This is a genomic window from Pseudomyxococcus flavus, assembly GCF_050038885.1.
Taxonomy (GTDB): Bacteria; Myxococcota; Myxococcia; order Myxococcales; family Myxococcaceae; genus Myxococcus; species Myxococcus flavus.
Map to the genome: position 1 here is coordinate 8,269,833 of NZ_CP143624.1, position 19,020 is coordinate 8,288,852.

Here is a 19,020-nt window from a genome sequence, read left to right on the forward strand (position 1 = left end):
ATGCACGAGACACCGCGAACCCTCCTCGAGGTCCTGACCCATCGCGCCTTTGGAGAGACGGCGCACCGGAAACAGTACGCATTCCTCGGCGACTCCGAGGGGGAGGACGTCTCGCTGAGCGCGAGGGCGCTCCATGAGCACGCGACGCGCATCGGTGCGCTGTTGCAAGCGCACGGAGCCGAAGGCCAGCGCGTCCTGCTGCTGTACCCACCGGGGTTGGATTACGTGGCCGGCTTCTTTGGCTGCCTCTACGCCGGCGCGGTGGCGGTGCCCGCCTATCCGCCAGACCCGATGCGGCTGGAGCGCACCCTGCCCCGCCTGCGCGCCATCATCGAGGACGCCCAGGCCACGATGGTGCTCACCACCTCCGGCATCCTGTCGCTCGCGGACTTCGTCTTCGAGCAGGCGCCGGACTTCCGGGCGCTGCGCTGGCTGTCCACCGATGACCTGCCCGCGGACGGTGCGCCGTCGTGGCGCGAGCCTGGGGTGGGTCCGGACACGCTCGCGTTCCTCCAGTACACGTCCGGCTCCACGGGCACGCCCAAGGGGGTGATGCTCAGCCACGCAAACCTGCTCCACAACCTGGGGTTGATCGCGGGCGCCTTCCGAACGAGCCCGCAGAGCTCGGGCGTCATCTGGCTGCCGCCCTACCACGACATGGGGCTCATCGGCGGCATCCTCCAGCCGCTGTTCGCGGGCTTCCCGGTGACACTCATGTCACCCATGTCCTTCCTTCAGCGACCCCTGCGCTGGCTGGAGGCGGTGTCCCGGGAAGGCGCGACCATCAGCGGCGGCCCCAACTTCGCCTTCGAGCTGTGCGCGCGTCGGGCCACGCCAGAGGATGTCCAGTCGCTGGACCTGCGTGCCTGGGACGTGGCCTTCTGCGGCGCCGAGCCGATTCGCGCCGCCACGCTGGACCGGTTCGCGGAGGTGTTCGCGCCGAGCGGCTTCCGACGGGAGGCCTTCTATCCGTGCTACGGCCTCGCCGAGGGCACGCTCATCGTCACAGGTGAGGAGAAGGGCCGCGTCCCCCGCGTGCACGTGCTGGAGGACGCCGCGCTCAGCCGGGGGCAGGCCGTCCGCGCCACGGCTGGGACGGAGGGGGCTCGGGCGCACGTCGGCTGCGGCACCACCCTGGCCGAGCAGCGGCTGCTCGTCGTGGACCCCGAGTCGCGCGTGCCGCGCGCCCCGGGTCAGGTGGGCGAAATCTGGGTGTCTGGCGGCAGCGTCGCGCAGGGGTACTGGCGCAAGCCCGAGGACACGGAGGCCGTCTTCCAGGCTGTCCCCGTGGGCGGCGAGGACGGGCCCCGGTACCTGCGCACGGGAGACCTGGGCCTGCTGCTGGAGGATGGGCAGCTCATCGTCACCGGTCGGCGCAAGGACCTCATCATCCTGCGGGGCCGGAACCTGTATCCGCAGGACGTGGAGAGCGTCGTGGAGCGGGCCCACCGCAAGGTGCGTCCCGGCTGCGTCGCCGCGTTCTCCATCGAGACGCCGGAGGGCGAGGCGCTCGCGGTGGTCGCGGAGGTGGCGCGGGACCTCGCGGACGGCGCCGACCCGGCCACGCTGGGCGCCATGGCGGACACGCTGCGGCAGGCCATCGTCAGTGAGTTCCAGGTCCAGCCGCACACGCTGGCCCTGCTGTCTCCGGGCTCGGTGCCGAAGACGTCGAGCGGGAAGATTCAGCGCTTCGCCTGCCGTGCCGCGCTCGCGTCTGGGGACCTGGCCATCGTGTGGCGCAGCGGAACGGGAGCGGCGTCGAAGCCCGTGGCGCCTCCCGTGGCGGCCCCTGCCATCAAGCCGGCGCTTTCGAGGGAGGCGGTCGAAGCGGCCCTGCGTGAGGAGCTGGTGGCGGTCCTGGGCAGCGAAGCCGTGCGTGAGGACGCTGGGACGCCGCTCACGTTGCTGGGTTTGGACTCGCTGGGCGCGGCGGACCTCCAGGGACGTGTCGAGAAGCGGCTGGGCGTGCGGGTCTCCATCGCCGCGTTGCTCCAGGACCTGAGCCTGCGGACGCTGACGGAGACGGTGTCCGCCGAAGGCCCAGGTCGCCAGCTGCCCCCGCTCCAGCGCCGTCCCGGCGGGACGGGCCCGGCGCCCGCGTCCTTCGCGCAGCAGCGCTTGTGGTTCCTGCTCCAGTTGGACCCGACGTGGACGTCGAACCAGCTCCCCGTGGCCCTGGCGCTGCGCGGCGCGCTGGATGTGGACGTGCTGGAGCGAGCCCTCTCGGAGGTGCTGCGCCGTCATGAGGTGCTGCGCACCACGTTCCTGTCGCGCGGAGGCGAGCTGCTGCAACACGTGCGGGAACCCGCGCCGGTGTCGCTGCCGCGCCTGGACTTCACCGGGCAGACGGGCGAGGCGCGACAGGCCACGCTCGAAGCACAGGCGGTGCTGGACGCGCAGCAGCCCATGGACCTGGAAGCGGGCCCGCTGGTCCGCTGCACCCTGCTGCGCTTCGGTCCGGAGGACCATGTCCTGCTGACCGTCATGCATCACCTGGTCGTGGACGGCACGTCCGTGGCCCTGTTCGTCCGTGAGCTGGCAGCGCTGTACGGGGCCTTCCTGGAAGGCAGACCGTCACCGCTCGCCGAGCCTGCGTTCCAGTACGGGGACTTCGCGACCTGGCAGCGCGCCCACTTCACGCCCCAGGCGCTCGCGTCGGAGCTGGGGTGGTGGCAGGAGACGCTTGCCGGCGTGCCCCAGTTGCTGGCGCTGCCCACGGACAGGCCTCGGCCCCAGCGGCTCTCCGTTCATGGGGCTCGCCGGGTGCGGTTGTTGCCCGCCTCGCTGGTCGCCCGGCTCCATGAACTGGGGCGGCGCCAGGGGGCCACGCCCTTCATGGGCGTGCTGTCCGCGCTGTCCACGGTGCTGCACCGCTGGAGCGGCCAGTCCGACTTCGTCATCGGGACGGTGATTGCGGGGCGTGACGCCACCGGCACCCGCGAGCTGATGGGCGACTGCACCAACTTCGTTCCGCTGCGGGTGCGCCTGCCGGACGGGGCGACCGTGACGGACCTGCTCACGGAGGTGAAGTCACGCACGCTGGGCGCATTGGCCCACGGCCACGTGCCCTTCGATCAGGTCCTCGCGTCCGTGCAGCAGCCCGGCGCGGAGCGCCGCGAGCTGTACAACGTGGGCTTCATCCTCGACGACTACGCGTGGCCACGTGCGTTGACCGCGAGCGGAGCGCTGACGCTCGACGTGTCGCTGGTGGACAACCACACCGCCGAGCTGGACATGACCTTCGAGGCGACCCACCGCCCTGAAGGATTGCTGATTGGCTGCAAGTACTCCGCGGACCTCTTCGATGCGGAGACCGCGGACCGGCTCCTGGCCCAGTTGGAGCGCGTGGTCCGCGGCATGGTCGAGCGCCCCGGTGCCCTCCTGTCCGAGCTGCCGCTGATGACGGCCGAGGACCGCCATCAGGTGCTGACGGTGTTCCAGGGCCGGCGCGAGGTGTACCCGGATGGGGAGACGCTGCACGGGCTGGTGGAGGCGCAGGCCGAGCGGACGCCGGACGCGGTGGCGGTGAGTTTCGAGTCAGAGCACGTGAGGTACCGGGAGCTGGAGGCGCGGGCCAACCAGGTGGCGCACCACCTGAGGGGGCTGGGAGTCGGCGTCGAGTCACGGGTGGGCGTGTGCCTGGAGCGCTCGGTGGACCTGGTGGTGGCGCTGCTGGGGGTGCTGAAGGCCGGAGCCGCCTACGTGCCACTGGACCCGGGGTACCCGCGAGAGCGGCTGGCGGGGATGCTGGAGGACTGCGGTGCCACGGTGCTGCTGACGCATGAGCGGCACCGTGACGTGGTGGGAGCGCCCGCGGCGGCAGCCGGACACATGGACTCGCTGCGGGCCGTTCCGCCGCCAACCGCCGCGGTGCCCATGGACACGCAGCGAGACGGCGCTCCCGGTGCGGCGCGGCGGGCCCACGTGGTGTGCCTGGATACGCAGCGGGCCGAGGTGGCCCGGCAGCCGGTGACTCGGCCTGTCGTGCCCCAGGTGGGACCGGAGGCCCTGGCCTACGTCATCTTCACCTCCGGAAGCACGGGGCGGCCGAAGGGGGCGATGAATACGCATGGCGCCATCGTCAACCGGCTCAGGTGGATGCAGCAGGAGTACGGGCTGGGGCACGAGGATGCCGTGCTGCAGAAGACGCCCTTCAGCTTCGACGTGTCGGTGTGGGAGTTCTTCTGGCCCCTCATGTCCGGGGCGCGACTGGTGGTGGCGAAGCCTGGAGGCCACCAGGAGCCCGCGTATCTGGTGAAGGTGCTGAAGGAGGAGCGCATCAGCACGGTGCATTTCGTGCCCTCCATGCTGCGAGCCTTCCTGGAGGAGCCGGGGCTGGAGAAGCTGGCCCAGCTGCGGCGGGTGGTCTGCAGCGGAGAGGCGCTTGCGCCGGAGCTGGTGACGAAGGCGTACGCGCGGCTACCGGCTTGCGTGCAGGTACACAACCTGTACGGCCCGACAGAGGCCGCGGTGGACGTCAGCTACTGGCCCTGTCCTCGGGACGCGCAGTTGCAGCGAGTGCCGATTGGGAAGCCCGTAGCCAACACCCTGCTGTACGTGCTGGACGGGCACGGGCAGCCGACGCCGGTGGGCATCCCCGGCGAGCTGCACATCGGCGGCGTGCAGGTTTCGCGTGGGTACCTCCAGCGGCCGGAGCTGACGGCCGAGCGCTTCATCCCCGATGCCTTCAGCGGCACGCCGGGCGCCCGCCTCTACCGCACCGGAGACGTGGCGCGCTGGCTGCCTGACGGTACCCTGGAGTACCTCGGCCGCTCCGACTTCCAGGTGAAGCTGCGTGGCTTCCGCATCGAGCTGGGTGAAATCGAAGCCGCCATTCACGCAACCCGCAGCGTCCGAGACTCGGTCGTGGTGACCCGGGAGGACTCGCCAGGAGACACGCGCCTGGTGGCCTATGTCGTTCTGGACGAAAAGGCGCCAACGGAGGCCGTGGATCCGTCCTCACAGTGGAAGGCCATCTACGACGAGGCCTACGCGCGCGACGCCTCCGAGGACGTGGACCCGACCTTCGACATCATCGGCTGGGACGACAGCTACACGGGCGCCCCCATCCCCGCCGAGCAGATGCGCGAATGGGTGGACACCACCGTCGCGCAGATTCTCGGGTTCCGGCCGAAACGCGTGCTGGAGCTGGGCTGCGGCACCGGCCTGTTGCTGTACCGCTTGGCGCCGCATTGCGAAGCGTACTGGGGCGTCGACTTCGCTCGGCCCGCGCTGGAGCGCATCGAGCGTCAGCGGGAGCGCATGGGGGGGGCCCTCGACTCCGTCCACCTGCTTCACCGGAGCGCGGAGGACTTCTCCGGCCTGGAGCCAAGCACGTTCGACACCGTCATCCTCAACTCGGTCATCCAGACCTTCTCCAGCGTCGACTTCCTGCTCAACGTTCTGCGCGGCGCCGTTCGCGTCCTGAAGCCGGGCGGCCGTGTGTTCCTGGGAGATGTGCGCAGCCTGGAGTTGCTTGAGGCGTTCCGAGCGTCAGTGCGCTTGCATCGGACCTCGCCCCAGGTGTCCACGTCCCAGCTCGCCGACCGCGTCCAGCGCGACATCCTCGCCGACAAGGAGTTGGTGCTCTCGCCTGCCTTCTTCACGGCGCTCCCCAACGTCATCCCAGGAATCCAGCGGGTGGAGGTGCTGCCCAAGCACGGACGCTATGACAACGAGCTGAGCCGCTTCCGCTACGAGGTCATCCTCCATGTGGGTCAACCGTCCGAGCCCCGAGTCTCGCGAACACGGCCCGATTGGGTGGACGGATCCGATTTCACCCTGGACACGCTGCGCGAACGGCTGGCCGCGCGGCCTGGGTTGCTGGCCGTACGCCAGCTTCCGAACGCTCGTGTCGTGGAGCACACCCGGCTCGTCGAGCTGCTCGCGGCGACGATTCGGCCACCCACGGTGGCGGGCGTGCGAGAGGCGCTGCGCGATGGCGGGCGTGCGAGAGGCGTGGAGCCGGAAGATCTGTACGCCCTGGGAGCGGAAGCAGGATACGAGGTCCGGGTCAGCTGGGCGGCTGCGCACTCGGATGGCGCCGTGGATGTCGTGTTCACCCGGCCCGGTATCGCGGACACCCTGGACCTGACGCCTGCGTCCGCGGACGCGCGCGACTCCCTGGAGGGACTGGCGAGCGACCCGCTGCGGGGAGCCCGGAGTGCTCGCGCGGTGGCGCAACTCCGGAATGCGTTGGCGCAGACGTTGCCCTCTCACATGGTGCCGTCCGCGTTCGTGGTGCTACCAACGCTTCCACTGACGCCCAGTGGCAAGGTGGACCGAGGCGCACTGCCTGCACCGGAGGCTGAACGGCTCGGCACTGAGGACGGGTTCATCGCGCCCCGAAACGCCACCGAGGATGCGGTCGCCCGCGTTTTCGGGGAGGTCCTGGGACAGGCTCGCGTGGGCGCGAAGGATGACTTCTTCGCGCTGGGTGGACACTCGCTGCTGGCCACACAGGTCGTGTCTCGCATCCGTGAGGCCTTCAATGTGGAGCTGAGCCTGCGCGAGTTCTTCGACGCGTCCACGGTGGCGGCCCTCGCCGAACGCTTGGGCGTGGTGGGCTCCACGCCCAAGCTGCCGCCCCTGGTTCCGGCCAAGGTCGAAGGGCCGATGCCGTTGTCCTTCGCCCAGCAGCGACTGTGGTTCCTTGAGCAGCTTCAGCCCGGTGGCACCTCCTACAACATCCCGTCGGCACTGCGGCTTTCGGGTGCGCTTGACGTGCAGGCCTTGCAGCGTGCGGTGGATGAGCTGGTGCGACGGCATGAGTCGCTTCGCACGACGTTCCGCGCCGAGGATGGTGAGCCACGGCAGGTCATTCATCCGCCGCGTCCCCTGGCGCTGGCGGTGGTCGACCTCTCGGGCGTCCAGGATGAAGCGCTGCGTGAAGCAGAGGTCGTAAAGCACGCCACCGCGGACGCCCTTCGTCCGTTCGACCTGGCGGAAGGGCCGCTGCTGCGCGTGACGTTGCTGCGGCTGACGCCGACTGAGCACGTGCTGCTGGTGTGCATGCACCACATCGTCTCGGACGGCTGGTCCATGGGCGTGCTGGTGCGTGAGGTGGCTGCGCTCTACCGGGCGTTCCATGAGGGACTGCCGGTGTCGCTGCCCGAGCTTCCCGTGCAGTACGCGGACTTCGCGGTGTGGCAGCGCGAGTGGATGCAGGGCGAGGTGCTGGAGCGGCAGCTGGGCTGGTGGAGGCAGCAACTCGCCGGAGCACCGCATGCGCTGGAGCTGCCCACCGACAAGCCGCGCCCGGCGGTGCTGAGCCACCAGGGCGCGTCCGTGACGGTGCACCTGTCGCAGGCCCTCAGTGAGGCCGTGGAGGCACTGGCCCAGCGCGAAGGCGTCACGCCCTTCATGGTGCTGCTGGCCGCTTTCCAATGCGTGCTGGCCCGACACTCCGGGCAGGACGACGTACTGGTGGGCTCGCCCATCGCCGGCCGGAGACATGCTCAGACTGAGGGCCTCATCGGCTTCTTCGTCAACACCCTCGTCCTGCGCGCGCGCTTCTCCCCCGGGCTCACCTTCCGCCAGTTGCTGGCGCAAGTGCGCGACACCACCCTGGGCGCCTACGAGCACCAGGACTTGCCCTTCGAGCGGCTGGTGGAGGAGCTCCAGCCCACGCGCAACCTGAGCCGAAGCCCGCTGTTCCAGGTGCTCTTCGCGCTGCAGAACGCGCCGGGCTCGGAGCTGTCTCTGCCCGGGCTGACGCTGCGCACCGTTGAGCCCTCGCACGCTGCCACCAAGTTCGAGCTGGAGCTGTCGCTGGGCCGAGCCTCGGATGGATACCGAGGTAGCCTCATCTACAGCACCGAGCTCTTCGAGGCTGTACGGGTGGAGCGGCTCGTCACGCACCTGGCGCTGGTGCTGCAAGGCGCGGTGGCGGCGTCGGATGCGGCTACCGCCGCCCTGCCCCTTCATACAGAGGCGGAGCGCCAGCGACTGCTGCTGGACTGGAGTGGCGCTGGTGCTCATGGCCCACAAGGGGCACGGACTCAGGACTCCGCTCAGGGCGGCGCTGCTTACGTCCCCTTGTTCCACGTGCGCTTCGAGCAGCAAGTGGCCAGGACGCCCGAGGCACCTGCCGTCACGCTGGGCGATGAAGTCCTCAGCTACGCCCAACTCAACGCGCGGGCGAACCAGTTGGCCGCCCACCTGCGCTCCCTCGGTGTTGCGCCAGAGACACGGGTAGCGCTGTGCCTGGAGCGCACACCGGAGGCCATTGTCGCGGTGCTGGCGGTGCTGAAGGCCGGAGGCGCCTTCGTGCCCATCGACCCGGCGGCGCCTGCGCAGCGCAGGTCCTTCGTCCTCGAGGACAGCCAGTCCACGGTGCTGGTGACGCACCGGCACCTGGCTGACGCGTGGCAACCGGAGGTGAAGCACTGCGTCTGCCTCGAGTCGGAAGGCGCGCACCTTGCGTCCCTGCCCGCGCAAGACGTCCCGGCGCATGTCCACGGCGACAACGCCGCCTACGTCCTCTACACGTCCGGCTCCACCGGCACGCCCAAGGGCGTCGTGGTCCAGCACCGCTCCCTGGCTGCGCTGCACCACGCCACCGCGCAGGTTTTCCAGGCGAGCCGCCTGGGCGGACAGCGCATCAGCCTCAACGCGCCGCTGCACTTCGACGGAGCCCTCGAACCGCTGGTCCACCTGGCGGATGGAGACTGCCTCTGCCTGGTGCCGGAGGAGACGCGCAAGGACCCGGAGGCCATGGTCGCGTGGCTGGAGGCGCAGCGCGTGGACGTGCTGGACTGCACGCCCGCGCAACTGACGCTACTGCTCCAGGCAGGGCTGCTCGACAAGGCGCACGTCCCCGCTCGAATCGTCTGCGCGGGCGAAGCCATGCCCCAGGCGCTCTGGAGCCGACTGGTCCACGAAGAGCGCACGGTGGCATTCAATGCCTATGGCCCGACGGAGAGCACCGTCTGCGCTACCACCGCTCCCGTCCGCCGAAGCCAAAGCCCTGTCCCCCACATCGGTCGGCCCCTGCCTGGGACACAGGTGTACGTGCTGGACGAGCGCCAGCAACTGGCGCCCGTGGGCGCCGCGGGCGAGCTGTACCTCGCGGGAGAGGGACTGGCCCGAGGGTACCTGGGCCAGCCTCACCTCACGGCGGAGCGCTTCGTCCCCAACCCCTTCGCCGCCACGCCGGGCGAGCGGATGTACCGCACCGGCGACAAGGCCCGCTGGCGCGAGGACGGCACGCTGGAGTACCTGGGCCGGCTCGACTTCCAGGTGAAGCTGCGCGGCTTCCGCATCGAGCTGGGGGAAATCGAAGCCGTCCTGCGCGCCCACGCCGCCATCCGGGACGCCGTCGTCCTGGCCCGAGAAGACGCACCCGGAGACAAGCGACTGGTGGCCTACGTCGTCTCGGCTCCAGAGGCGCACGTCAGCACCGACTCACTGCGCCAGCACCTCCAGCAGCGGCTGCCCGAGTACATGGTGCCCGCCGCCTTCGTGCCGCTCGCCACCCTGCCCCTGACTCCCAGTGGCAAGGTCGACCGCCGCTCGCTTCCCGCTCCTGACCTGAGTCAAAGAGCCCGCTCGCAAGAGGCGGTGCCTCCCGCCACGCCCATGGAGGCGCGGTTGGTGGAGGTGTGGAAGGAGGTCCTGCGCATTTCGAGCGTGGGCCGACACGACAACTTCTTCGAGCTGGGCGGTCACTCACTGCTGGCAGCGCAGGTGGTCGCTCGCATCCGCTCGGCACTCCACGTCGAGCTGCCTCTGCGGGCCTTCTTCGAAGCGCCCACCGTCGCGGAGCTCGCGGTGCGGCTGGGGGCTGACACGTCAGGCCGTGACCTTCCTCCTCTGAAGCGGGCATCGAGGGACGGCTTGGTGCCACTGTCCTTCGCCCAGCAGCGGCTCTGGTTCCTGGAGCAGCTTCAGCCCGGTGGTCATTCCTACAACATCGCTTCGACGTTACGCCTGTCGGGCACCTTGGACGTGCAGGCCCTGCAGCGGGCCGTGGACGAGATCGTGCGTCGACATGAGTCGCTCCGCACGACGTTCCAAGCCGAGGGTGGAGAGCCTCACCAGGTCGTTCATCCACCCAGGTCCCTTCCACTGACTGTCGTGGACCTATCCGGCATTCAAGAGGAAGCACAGCGGGAAGCGGAGGTCGAGAAGTGCGCCACCGATGAGTCACGGCGTCCGTTCGACCTGACCGAGGGGCCGCTCCTGCGCGTGATGCTGGTGAAGCTGACACCGGCCGAGCACGCGCTGCTGGTGTGCAAGCACCACATCATTTCGGACGGTTGGTCCATGGGCGTGCTCGTGCGCGAGGTAGGCGCGCTCTACCGGGCGTTCCGTACGGGCCAGCCCTCCTCATTGCCTGAGTTGCCCGTCCAGTACGCGGACTTCGCGGTGTGGCAGCGCGCGTGGCTGCAGGATGAGGCGCTGAATCGGCAGGTCGACTGGTGGAAGCAGCAGCTCGCCGGGGCACCGCATGCGCTGGAGCTGCCCACCGACAAGCCGCGCCCGGCGGTGCTGAGCCACCAGGGCGCGTCCGTGCCGGTGCATCTGCCACTGTCTCTCAGTGAGGCCGTGGAGGCACTGGCCCAGCGCGAGGGTGCCACGCCCTTCATGGTGCTGCTGGCGGCTTTCCAATGCGTGCTGGCCCGACACTCCGGGCAGGACGACGTACTGGTGGGCTCGCCCATCGCCGGCCGGAGACATGCGCAGACCGAGGGCCTCATCGGCTTCTTCGTCAACACCCTCGTCCTGCGCGCGCGCTTCTCCCCCGGGCTCACCTTCCGCCAGTTGCTGGCGCAAGTGCGCGACACCACCCTGGGCGCCTACGAGCATCAAGACCTGCCCGAGCGGTTGGTGGAAGAGCTCCAGCCCGTGCGCGACCTGAGCCGCGCGCGGTTGTTCCAGGTGCTCTTCACGCTGCAGAACGCGCCCCTGCCGGAGCTGGACCTCGCCGAGCTGACCGTTCACTCCGCCGGCATCATGGACACCGGCGTCGCCCTGTTCGAACTGAGCCTGGACCTGTTCCGGACCTCGGAGGGGTTCACGGGAACGCTCAAGTACAACACCGACCTGTTCGAGGTCGGTACGGCCCGGCGGCTCTTTGCTCACTTCCAGCAACTGCTGGCGGGCATCGTGGAACAGCCCGACGCGCGCGTGGCCGCGATCCCGATGATGACGGCCGCGGAGCGCCACCTTCTGCTCGACACGTGGCAGGGCTCGGTCGAGCCCCGATCGGGCGACGATCGCATCCACGCCCTGTTCGAGGCACAGGTCGCTCGCTCGCCAGAGGCCCTGGCCGTGGTGGATGGCGCCAGGTCGGTGACGTACCGGGAGCTGGATGCGCACGCGAATGAAATTGCCTGGCGCCTGAGAGAAGCGGGCGTGGGGGTGGAGTCTCGCGTCGCGGTGTGCGTGGAGCGTTCGGTGGAGTTGTTGGCCGCCCTTCTCGGCGTGCTCAAGGCCGGCGCGGCCTACGTTCCGCTCGACGCGGAGTACCCGGCGGAGCGCCTGGGCTTCATGCTGGAGGACAGCGGAGCCCGGGTGGTCGTGGTGCGCAAGGCGCTCCGTGAGCGCTTGGGCGATGCACCGGGCCGTACCTGGCTGGACGCGGATGGGCCGTCCACGGCTGGCGTGGCATCGGCCCCCGCGATTGACGTCCCCCCGGAGGCGTCGGCGTATGTGCTCTACACGTCGGGGTCGACGGGGCGGCCGAAGGGCGTGGTCGTCCAGCACCAGTCGTTGGTGAATTTCACGCGAGCTGCCTGGAAGGCCTTCCCCGTGGAGCCAGGCGACCGGGTCCTTCAGTTCGCCTCCATCAGCTGGGACACCAGCGCAGAGGAGATCTACCCCTGCTTGACGCGAGGCGGGACGCTGGTGCTCCGCACGCCGGACATGCTCGATGCGCCTGACGTGTTCCTCGCGAGGTGCGAGGCGGCAGGCGTGACGCAGCTCAATCTGCCCACGGCGTTCTGGCACGATGTGGCCGCCAGTCTGGATGCTGGCACGTCGCGCCTGCCTTCGAAGCTGAAGTGGTTGGTGATTGGCGGCGAGCGCGCGGCTCCGGAGCGCCTCGCGCAGTGGCGCCGAAGTGTGGGCGCCGCGGTGCCCCTGCTCAACACCTACGGACTCACCGAAGTAACGGCCGTGGCGACCTCCATGGAACTGGCCTCCGAGTCCTTGGGCACGGGGCGTGAGGTTCCGATCGGCAGGGCGCTGACGAACGTGCGCCTGTACGTGCTGGACGGTGAGCGGGAGCTCGTGCCCGTGGGCGTGCCCGGCGAGCTCTTCATTGGCGGCGCCGGACTTGCGCGGGGCTACCTGGGCAGGCCGGACCTGACGGCGGAGCGCTTCCTGCCATCTCCCTTCCGTGCAGGTGAGCGCCTGTACCGCACCGGGGACCTGGCGCGCTGGCGGGACGATGGTTGCCTCGAATACCTCGGCCGCGGCGATGCGCAGGTGAAGGTCCGCGGCATCCGTATCGAGCCAGGGGAGATCGAAGCGGCCCTGCGAGCCCACGCCGCGGTTCATGACGCCGTGGTCGCCGTGCGAGAGGACGCCCCTGGTGACAAGCGACTGGTCGCCTATGTCGTGCCGCGACCCGAAGAGTCGGCAGCGGCGAGGTTGGACGCGACGGCTCTTCGAGAGCATCTGCGCGAACACCTGCCCGAATACATGGTGCCCGCGGCCTTCGTGTCGCTCAGCACCCTGCCCCTGACGCCCAGTGGCAAGGTCGACCGCCGGGCCCTGCCCGAGCCCGATGCTGCCCAGCTGTCCGTTGTTGGAGACTCCGAGCCTCCCGCCACGCCCATGGAAACGCGGCTGGTGGAGATCTGGAAGGACCTGCTGCGCGTCCCCTCGGTGGGCCGGCGAGACAACTTCTTCGAGCTGGGAGGTCACTCGTTGCTGGCCACGCGGGTGGTCGCGCGCATCCGAGAGGCCTTCGCCGTGGAGTTGCCCCTCCGCGCCTTCTTCGAGGCGCCGACCGTGGCGGACCTCGCCGAACGGCTGGGCGCCGCCACCGCGATGGCCCAACTGCCGCCCCTGGTTCCGGCCAAGGTGGAGGGGCCGATGCCGCTGTCCTTCGCACAGCAGCGGCTCTGGCTCCTTGAGCAGCTTCAGCCCGGTGGCGTCTCGTACAACATGCCCGCGGCGCTGCGCCTGTCAGGCGAAGTCTCTGTACCTGCGTTGCAGCGTGCGGTGGATGAGGTGGTGCGGCGGCATGAGTCGCTTCGCACGACGTTCCGCGCCGAGGATGGTGAGCCACGGCAGGTCATTCATCCGCCGCGTCCCCTGGCGCTGGCGGTGGTCGACCTCTCGGGCGTCCAGGATGAAGCGCTGCGTGAAGCAGAGGTCGTAAAGCACGCCACCGCGGACGCCCTTCGTCCGTTCGACCTGGCGGAAGGGCCGCTGCTGCGCGTGACGTTGCTGCGGCTGACGCCGACTGAGCACGTGCTGCTGGTGTGCATGCACCACATCGTCTCGGACGGCTGGTCCATGGGCGTGCTGGTGCGTGAGGTGGCTGCGCTCTACCGGGCGTTCCATGAGGGACTGCCGGTGTCGCTGCCCGAGCTTCCCGTGCAGTACGCGGACTTCGCGGTGTGGCAGCGCGAGTGGATGCAGGGCGAGGTGCTGGAGCGGCAGCTGGGCTGGTGGAGGCAGCAACTCGCCGGAGCACCGCATGCGCTGGAGCTGCCCACCGACAAGCCGCGCCCGGCGGTGCTGAGCCACCAGGGCGCGTCCGTGACGGTGCACCTGTCGCAGGCCCTCAGTGAGGCCGTGGAGGCACTGGCCCAGCGCGAAGGCGTCACGCCCTTCATGGTGCTGCTGGCCGCTTTCCAATGCGTGCTGGCCCGACACTCCGGGCAGGACGACGTACTGGTGGGCTCGCCCATCGCCGGCCGGAGACATGCTCAGACTGAGGGCCTCATCGGCTTCTTCGTCAACACCCTCGTCCTGCGCGCGCGCTTCTCCCCCGGGCTCACCTTCCGCCAGTTGCTGGCGCAAGTGCGCGACACCACCCTGGGCGCCTACGAGCACCAGGACTTGCCCTTCGAGCGGCTGGTGGAGGAGCTCCAGCCCACGCGCAACCTGAGCCGAAGCCCGCTGTTCCAGGTGCTCTTCGCGCTGCAGAACGCGCCGGGCTCGGAGCTGTCTCTGCCCGGGCTGACGCTGCGCACCGTTGAGCCCTCGCACGCTGCCACCAAGTTCGAGCTGGAGCTGTCGCTGGGCCGAGCCTCGGATGGATACCGAGGTAGCCTCATCTACAGCACCGAGCTCTTCGAGGCTGTACGGGTGGAGCGGCTCGTCACGCACCTGGCGCTGGTGCTGCAAGGCGCGGTGGCGGCGTCGGATGCGGCTACCGCCGCCCTGCCCCTTCATACAGAGGCGGAGCGCCAGCGCCTGCTGCTGGACTGGAGTGGCGCTGGTGCTCATGGCCCACAAGGGGCACGGACTCAGGACTCCGCTCAGGGCGGCGCTGCTTACGTCCCCTTGTTCCACGTGCGCTTCGAGCAGCAAGTGTCCAGGACGCCCGAGGCGCCGGCGGTGGTGCTGGGTGACACCGTGCTTTCGTATGCTCAGCTCAACGCGCGGGCGAACCAGTTGGCCGCCCACCTGCGGACGCTCGGTGTTGCGCCAGAGACACGGGTGGCGCTGTGCCTGGAGCGCACACCGGAGGCCATTGTCGCGGTGCTGGCGGTGCTGAAGGCCGGAGGCGCCTTCGTGCCCATCGACCCGGCGGCGCCGGCGCAGCGCAGGTCCTTCGTCCTCGAAGACAGCCAGTCCACGGTGCTGGTGACGCACCAGCACCTGGCTGACGCGTGGCAGCCGGAGGTGAAGCACTGCGTCTGCCTCGACTCGGAAGGCGCGCACCTTGCGTCCCTGCCCGCGCACGACGTCCCGGCGAATGTCCACGGCGACAACGCCGCCTACGTCCTCTACACCTCGGGCTCCACCGGCACGCCCAAGGGCGTCGTGGTGCAGCACCATTCCCTCGGGGCGTTGCACCACGCCACGGTCCGCGCCTTCTTCGACGGACTTCCCGCGGGGCAGCGGCTCAGCCTCAATGCGCCTCTCTACTTCGACGTCAGCATGGGGCAGCTCATCCATCTGGCGGAGGGTGGCCACTGCCTGTGCCTGATGCCGGAAGAGACGCGGAAGGACCCCGAGGCACTGGTCGCGTGGCTGGAGGCGCAGCGCGTGGACGTACTGGATTGCACACCCGCGCAATTGACGCTGCTGCTCCAGGTCGGCCTCCTGGAGCGGCGTCACGTCCCCGCGAGGATTCTGTGCGCGGGCGAAGCCATGGACGCGTCGCTCTGGCAGCGGCTGGCCGAGACAGCGCGCACCACGGCGCACAATGCGTACGGGCCCACCGAGGGCACGGTGTACGCCACCGCCGCGCGGGTGCAGCACCACCAAGGGCCGGTGCCTGTCATCGGAGCCGCTCTGGCAGGGACGCGGGTGTACGTGCTGGACGAGCGCCAGCAACTGGCGCCCGTGGGCGCCGCGGGCGAGCTGTACCTCGCGGGAGAGGGACTGGCCCGAGGGTACCTGGGCCAGCCTCACCTCACGGCGGAGCGCTTCGTCCCCAACCCCTTCGCCGCCACGCCGGGCGAGCGGATGTACCGCACCGGCGACAAGGCCCGCTGGCGCGAGGACGGCACGCTGGAGTACCTGGGCCGGCTCGACTTCCAGGTGAAGCTGCGCGGCTTCCGCATCGAGCTGGGGGAAATCGAAGCCGTCCTGCGCGCCCACGCCTCCATCCGGGACGCCGTCGTCCTGGCCCGAGAAGACGCACCCGGAGACAAGCGACTGGTGGCCTACGTCGTCTCGGCTCCAGAGGCGCACGTCAGCAGCGACTCACTGCGCCAGCACCTCCAGCAGCGGCTGCCCGAGTACATGGTGCCCGCCGCCTTCGTGCCGCTCGCCACCCTGCCCCTGACTCCCAGTGGCAAGGTCGACCGCCGCTCGCTTCCCGCTCCTGAGCTGAGTCAGAGAGCCCGCTCGCAAGAGGCGGTGCCTCCCGCCACGCCCATGGAGGCGCGGTTGGTGGAGGTGTGGAAGGAGGTCCTGCGCGTCCCGAGCGTGGGCCGACATGACAATTTCTTCGAGCTGGGCGGGCACTCACTGCTGGCAGCGCAGGTGGTCGCTCGCATCCGCTCGGCACTCCACGTCGAGCTGCCTCTGCGGGCCTTCTTCGAAGCGCCCACCGTCGCGGAGCTCGCGTCCCGGTTCGAGTCCAGCGCGGGCGCCTCGCACGCCCTGCCGCTTCAGCCGTTGCCTCGCCAGGGCAAGGGACAAGACATCTTCGATGTCTCGTCCGCTCAGCGGCGGATGTGGTTCATGGAGCAGCTCGAGCCAGGGCTGGCCGTCAACCACATGCCCGTGGCCCTGCGAATGACGGGCCGCCTGGACGTGTCGGCGCTGCGGCGCACCTTCGCCGAGGTCGTTCGCCGTCACGAGTCGCTACGCACCACCTTCATCTCGAAGGATGGCCAGCCCGTGCAGCGCATCCACGCCCCGCCCGAGGAATGGCCGCTGCCCGTGGAGGACTTGAGCGCGCTGGACACCGCCGCCCGGGAGGCCGCGGTCCAGGCCCGCATGACCGAGGAGGCGCACCGCGCTTTCGATCTGGAACAGGGGCCCCTGTTCCGCACGGTGTTGCTACAGACGGGGCCCGACGCGCATGTGCTGCTCCTGGGCACGCACCACATCGTCTCGGACGGCTGGTCGATGGGCGTCCTCGTCCGGGAGGTGTGCACGCTGTACGAGGCGCTGGCCCAAGGCCATGAGGCCGCCCTGCCGGAGCTGCTGGTGCAGTACGCCGACTTTGCCGCCTGGCAGCGCCGTGTCCTGGAGGGCCCAGCGCTGGAGTCACAGCTGGCCTGGTGGCGTTCGCGGCTCGAGGGGGCTCCGCCGCTGGAGCTGCCCACCGACCACGCCCGGCCGGCGATTCGCAGCGCTCGGGGAGCGACGCACTTCTTCGCCCTGCCCGCCGACCTGGTGGCGGGCCTCGAACGCGTCGGCCGCTCGCACAACGCGACGCTCTACATGGTGCTAATGGCGGGATGGCAGGCGCTGCTGTCGCGCTACGCCGGGCAGACGGACTTCACCGTGGGGACCTCGGTGGCTGCTCGTGCCCGCCCGGAGCTGGAGGGGCTCATCGGCCTCTTCGTCAATCCGCTCGCCCTGCGTTGCCAGCTCGACGGCGATCCGACCTTCGCCGACATCATTGTCCGCGTCCGGGAAGAGGCGCTGGGGGCTTTCGCCCACCAGGACGTGCCCTTCGAACAACTGGTCGATGTGCTGGGCGGAGAGCGGGACCTGTCCCGCACGCCGCTGTTCCAGGTCCTCTTCGTGCTGCTGAGCTCCGAGCTCCAGGCCCCGTCGTCTCCAGGAATGGACGTGGAGGTGCTGCCGCACGCGACGGATACGGCACGCTTCGACCTGACGCTCTCGTTGACGGTCCGAGACGGTGGGCTCGACGGGCAACTCGAGTACAGCCGGGATCTCTTCACGGAGGCCACCGCCCGGCGGATGGTCGAGCATTTGCGGGTTCTGCTGACGGCGGTCGCGGACGGAGCGCAGGAGCAGCGGCTCAGTGCACTGCCGATCATGGATGACCGTGAGCGTCAGGAAGTCGTCTCGACCTGGAACGCCACCCAGGTTGGCTATCCAGCGGATGCGACGATTCCCGCGCTGTTCGCCCAGCAAGCGGCGCGTTCGCCTCATGCGATCGCCGTGGAGTACGAGGGCAACACGCTGACCTACGCGGAGCTGGAGGCGCGCGCGAATCAGCTCGCGCGCCATCTGCGCTCACTGGGCCTCGGGCCCGAGTCACGCGTGGGCGTCTTCATGCACCGGGGCCTGGACTTGATGGTGGGCCTGCTGGGCATCCTCAAGGTGGGCGGCTGCTACGTGCCGCTCGACCCCGCGTACCCTCCGCAGCGGCTGGCCTTCATGGCCGACGACGCGGGTGTCTCCGCCATCCTCACCGAGGCGGCGCTGGAGGACGAGCTGCCCGCGGGCTCGCAGCCCGTGGTGAGCGTGGACGCGGAATGGGCGCGGATTGCCCTCCAATCCACGGAGCCGATGACGGGTCTGCTCTTGGGCGCGGAGCAGCTGGCGTACATCACCTACACGTCAGGCTCCACGGGAACACCGAAGGGCGTAGCCATTGCACACCGAGGCGTGGTGCGGCTGCTCATCGGCTCGACCTTCGTCGACCTGGGGCCCGACGAGGTGGTGCTCCAGCTGGCGCCGCTGGCATTTGATGCCTCTACATTGGAGATATGGGGCGCGCTGCTCCATGGCGCGCGCCTCGTGCTCCATCCCACAGGAACACCGGACCTGAAGGAGCTGGGACAGGCGCTGGTGCAGCACCGTGTCTCCGCCCTGTGGCTCACGGCGGCCCTCTTCGACCAGATGCAGCAGCACCAGCCAGAGGCGTTGTCTCGGGTCAGGCAGCTTCTCGCTGGTGGCGATGTCCTGCCGGTGCAGCGAGTCCGTGAGCGTCTGGCGCAGGGCCTCGGACTGGTGAATGGCTACGGCCCGACAGAGGGGACCACGTTCACCGCTTGCCACCGGTTGAGCCCTGGCGAAGACGTGGGCGACTCGGTCTCCATTGGTCGGCCCATCGCGAATACGCAGGTGTACGTGCTCGACGCGGGGCTGCGCCCCGTGCCCGTGGGCGTGCCCGGCGAGGTGTTCATCGGCGGTGACGGTCTGGCGCGAGGCTACCTGGGCAACGCCGCGCTCACGGCCGAGCGCTTCGTGCCCTGTCCGTTTGGCCCTCTCGGAGCGCGCCTGTATCGGTCCGGTGACAGGGCCCGGTGGCTGCCGGATGGGACGCTCCAGTTCCTGGGCCGTGCGGACTTCCAGGTGAAGCTGCGCGGCTTCCGCATCGAGCTGGGCGAAGTCGAAACCGCACTGCGACTCCACCCCTCGGTGGAGGCCGCCGTCGCCGTCGTGCGCGAGGACGCGCCCGGGGACAAGCGGTTGGTGGCGTATGTGACTCCCGGGGACGTGGACACGCAGGCGCTG

1 protein-coding gene (cut by a window edge) is annotated in these 19,020 nt (G+C 69.7%); it reads left to right on the forward strand.

Annotation, left to right across the window (positions count from 1 at the left end):
• Positions 1–19,020, forward strand: partial view of a non-ribosomal peptide synthase/polyketide synthase gene (locus tag VZL07_RS34615; RefSeq protein WP_426752207.1) — the 5' end (the start) only. The gene runs 27,549 nt beyond the window's last position; the window shows 19,020 of its 46,569 coding nt (coding positions 1–19,020); the start codon lies at positions 1–3; the stop codon falls past the right edge of the window.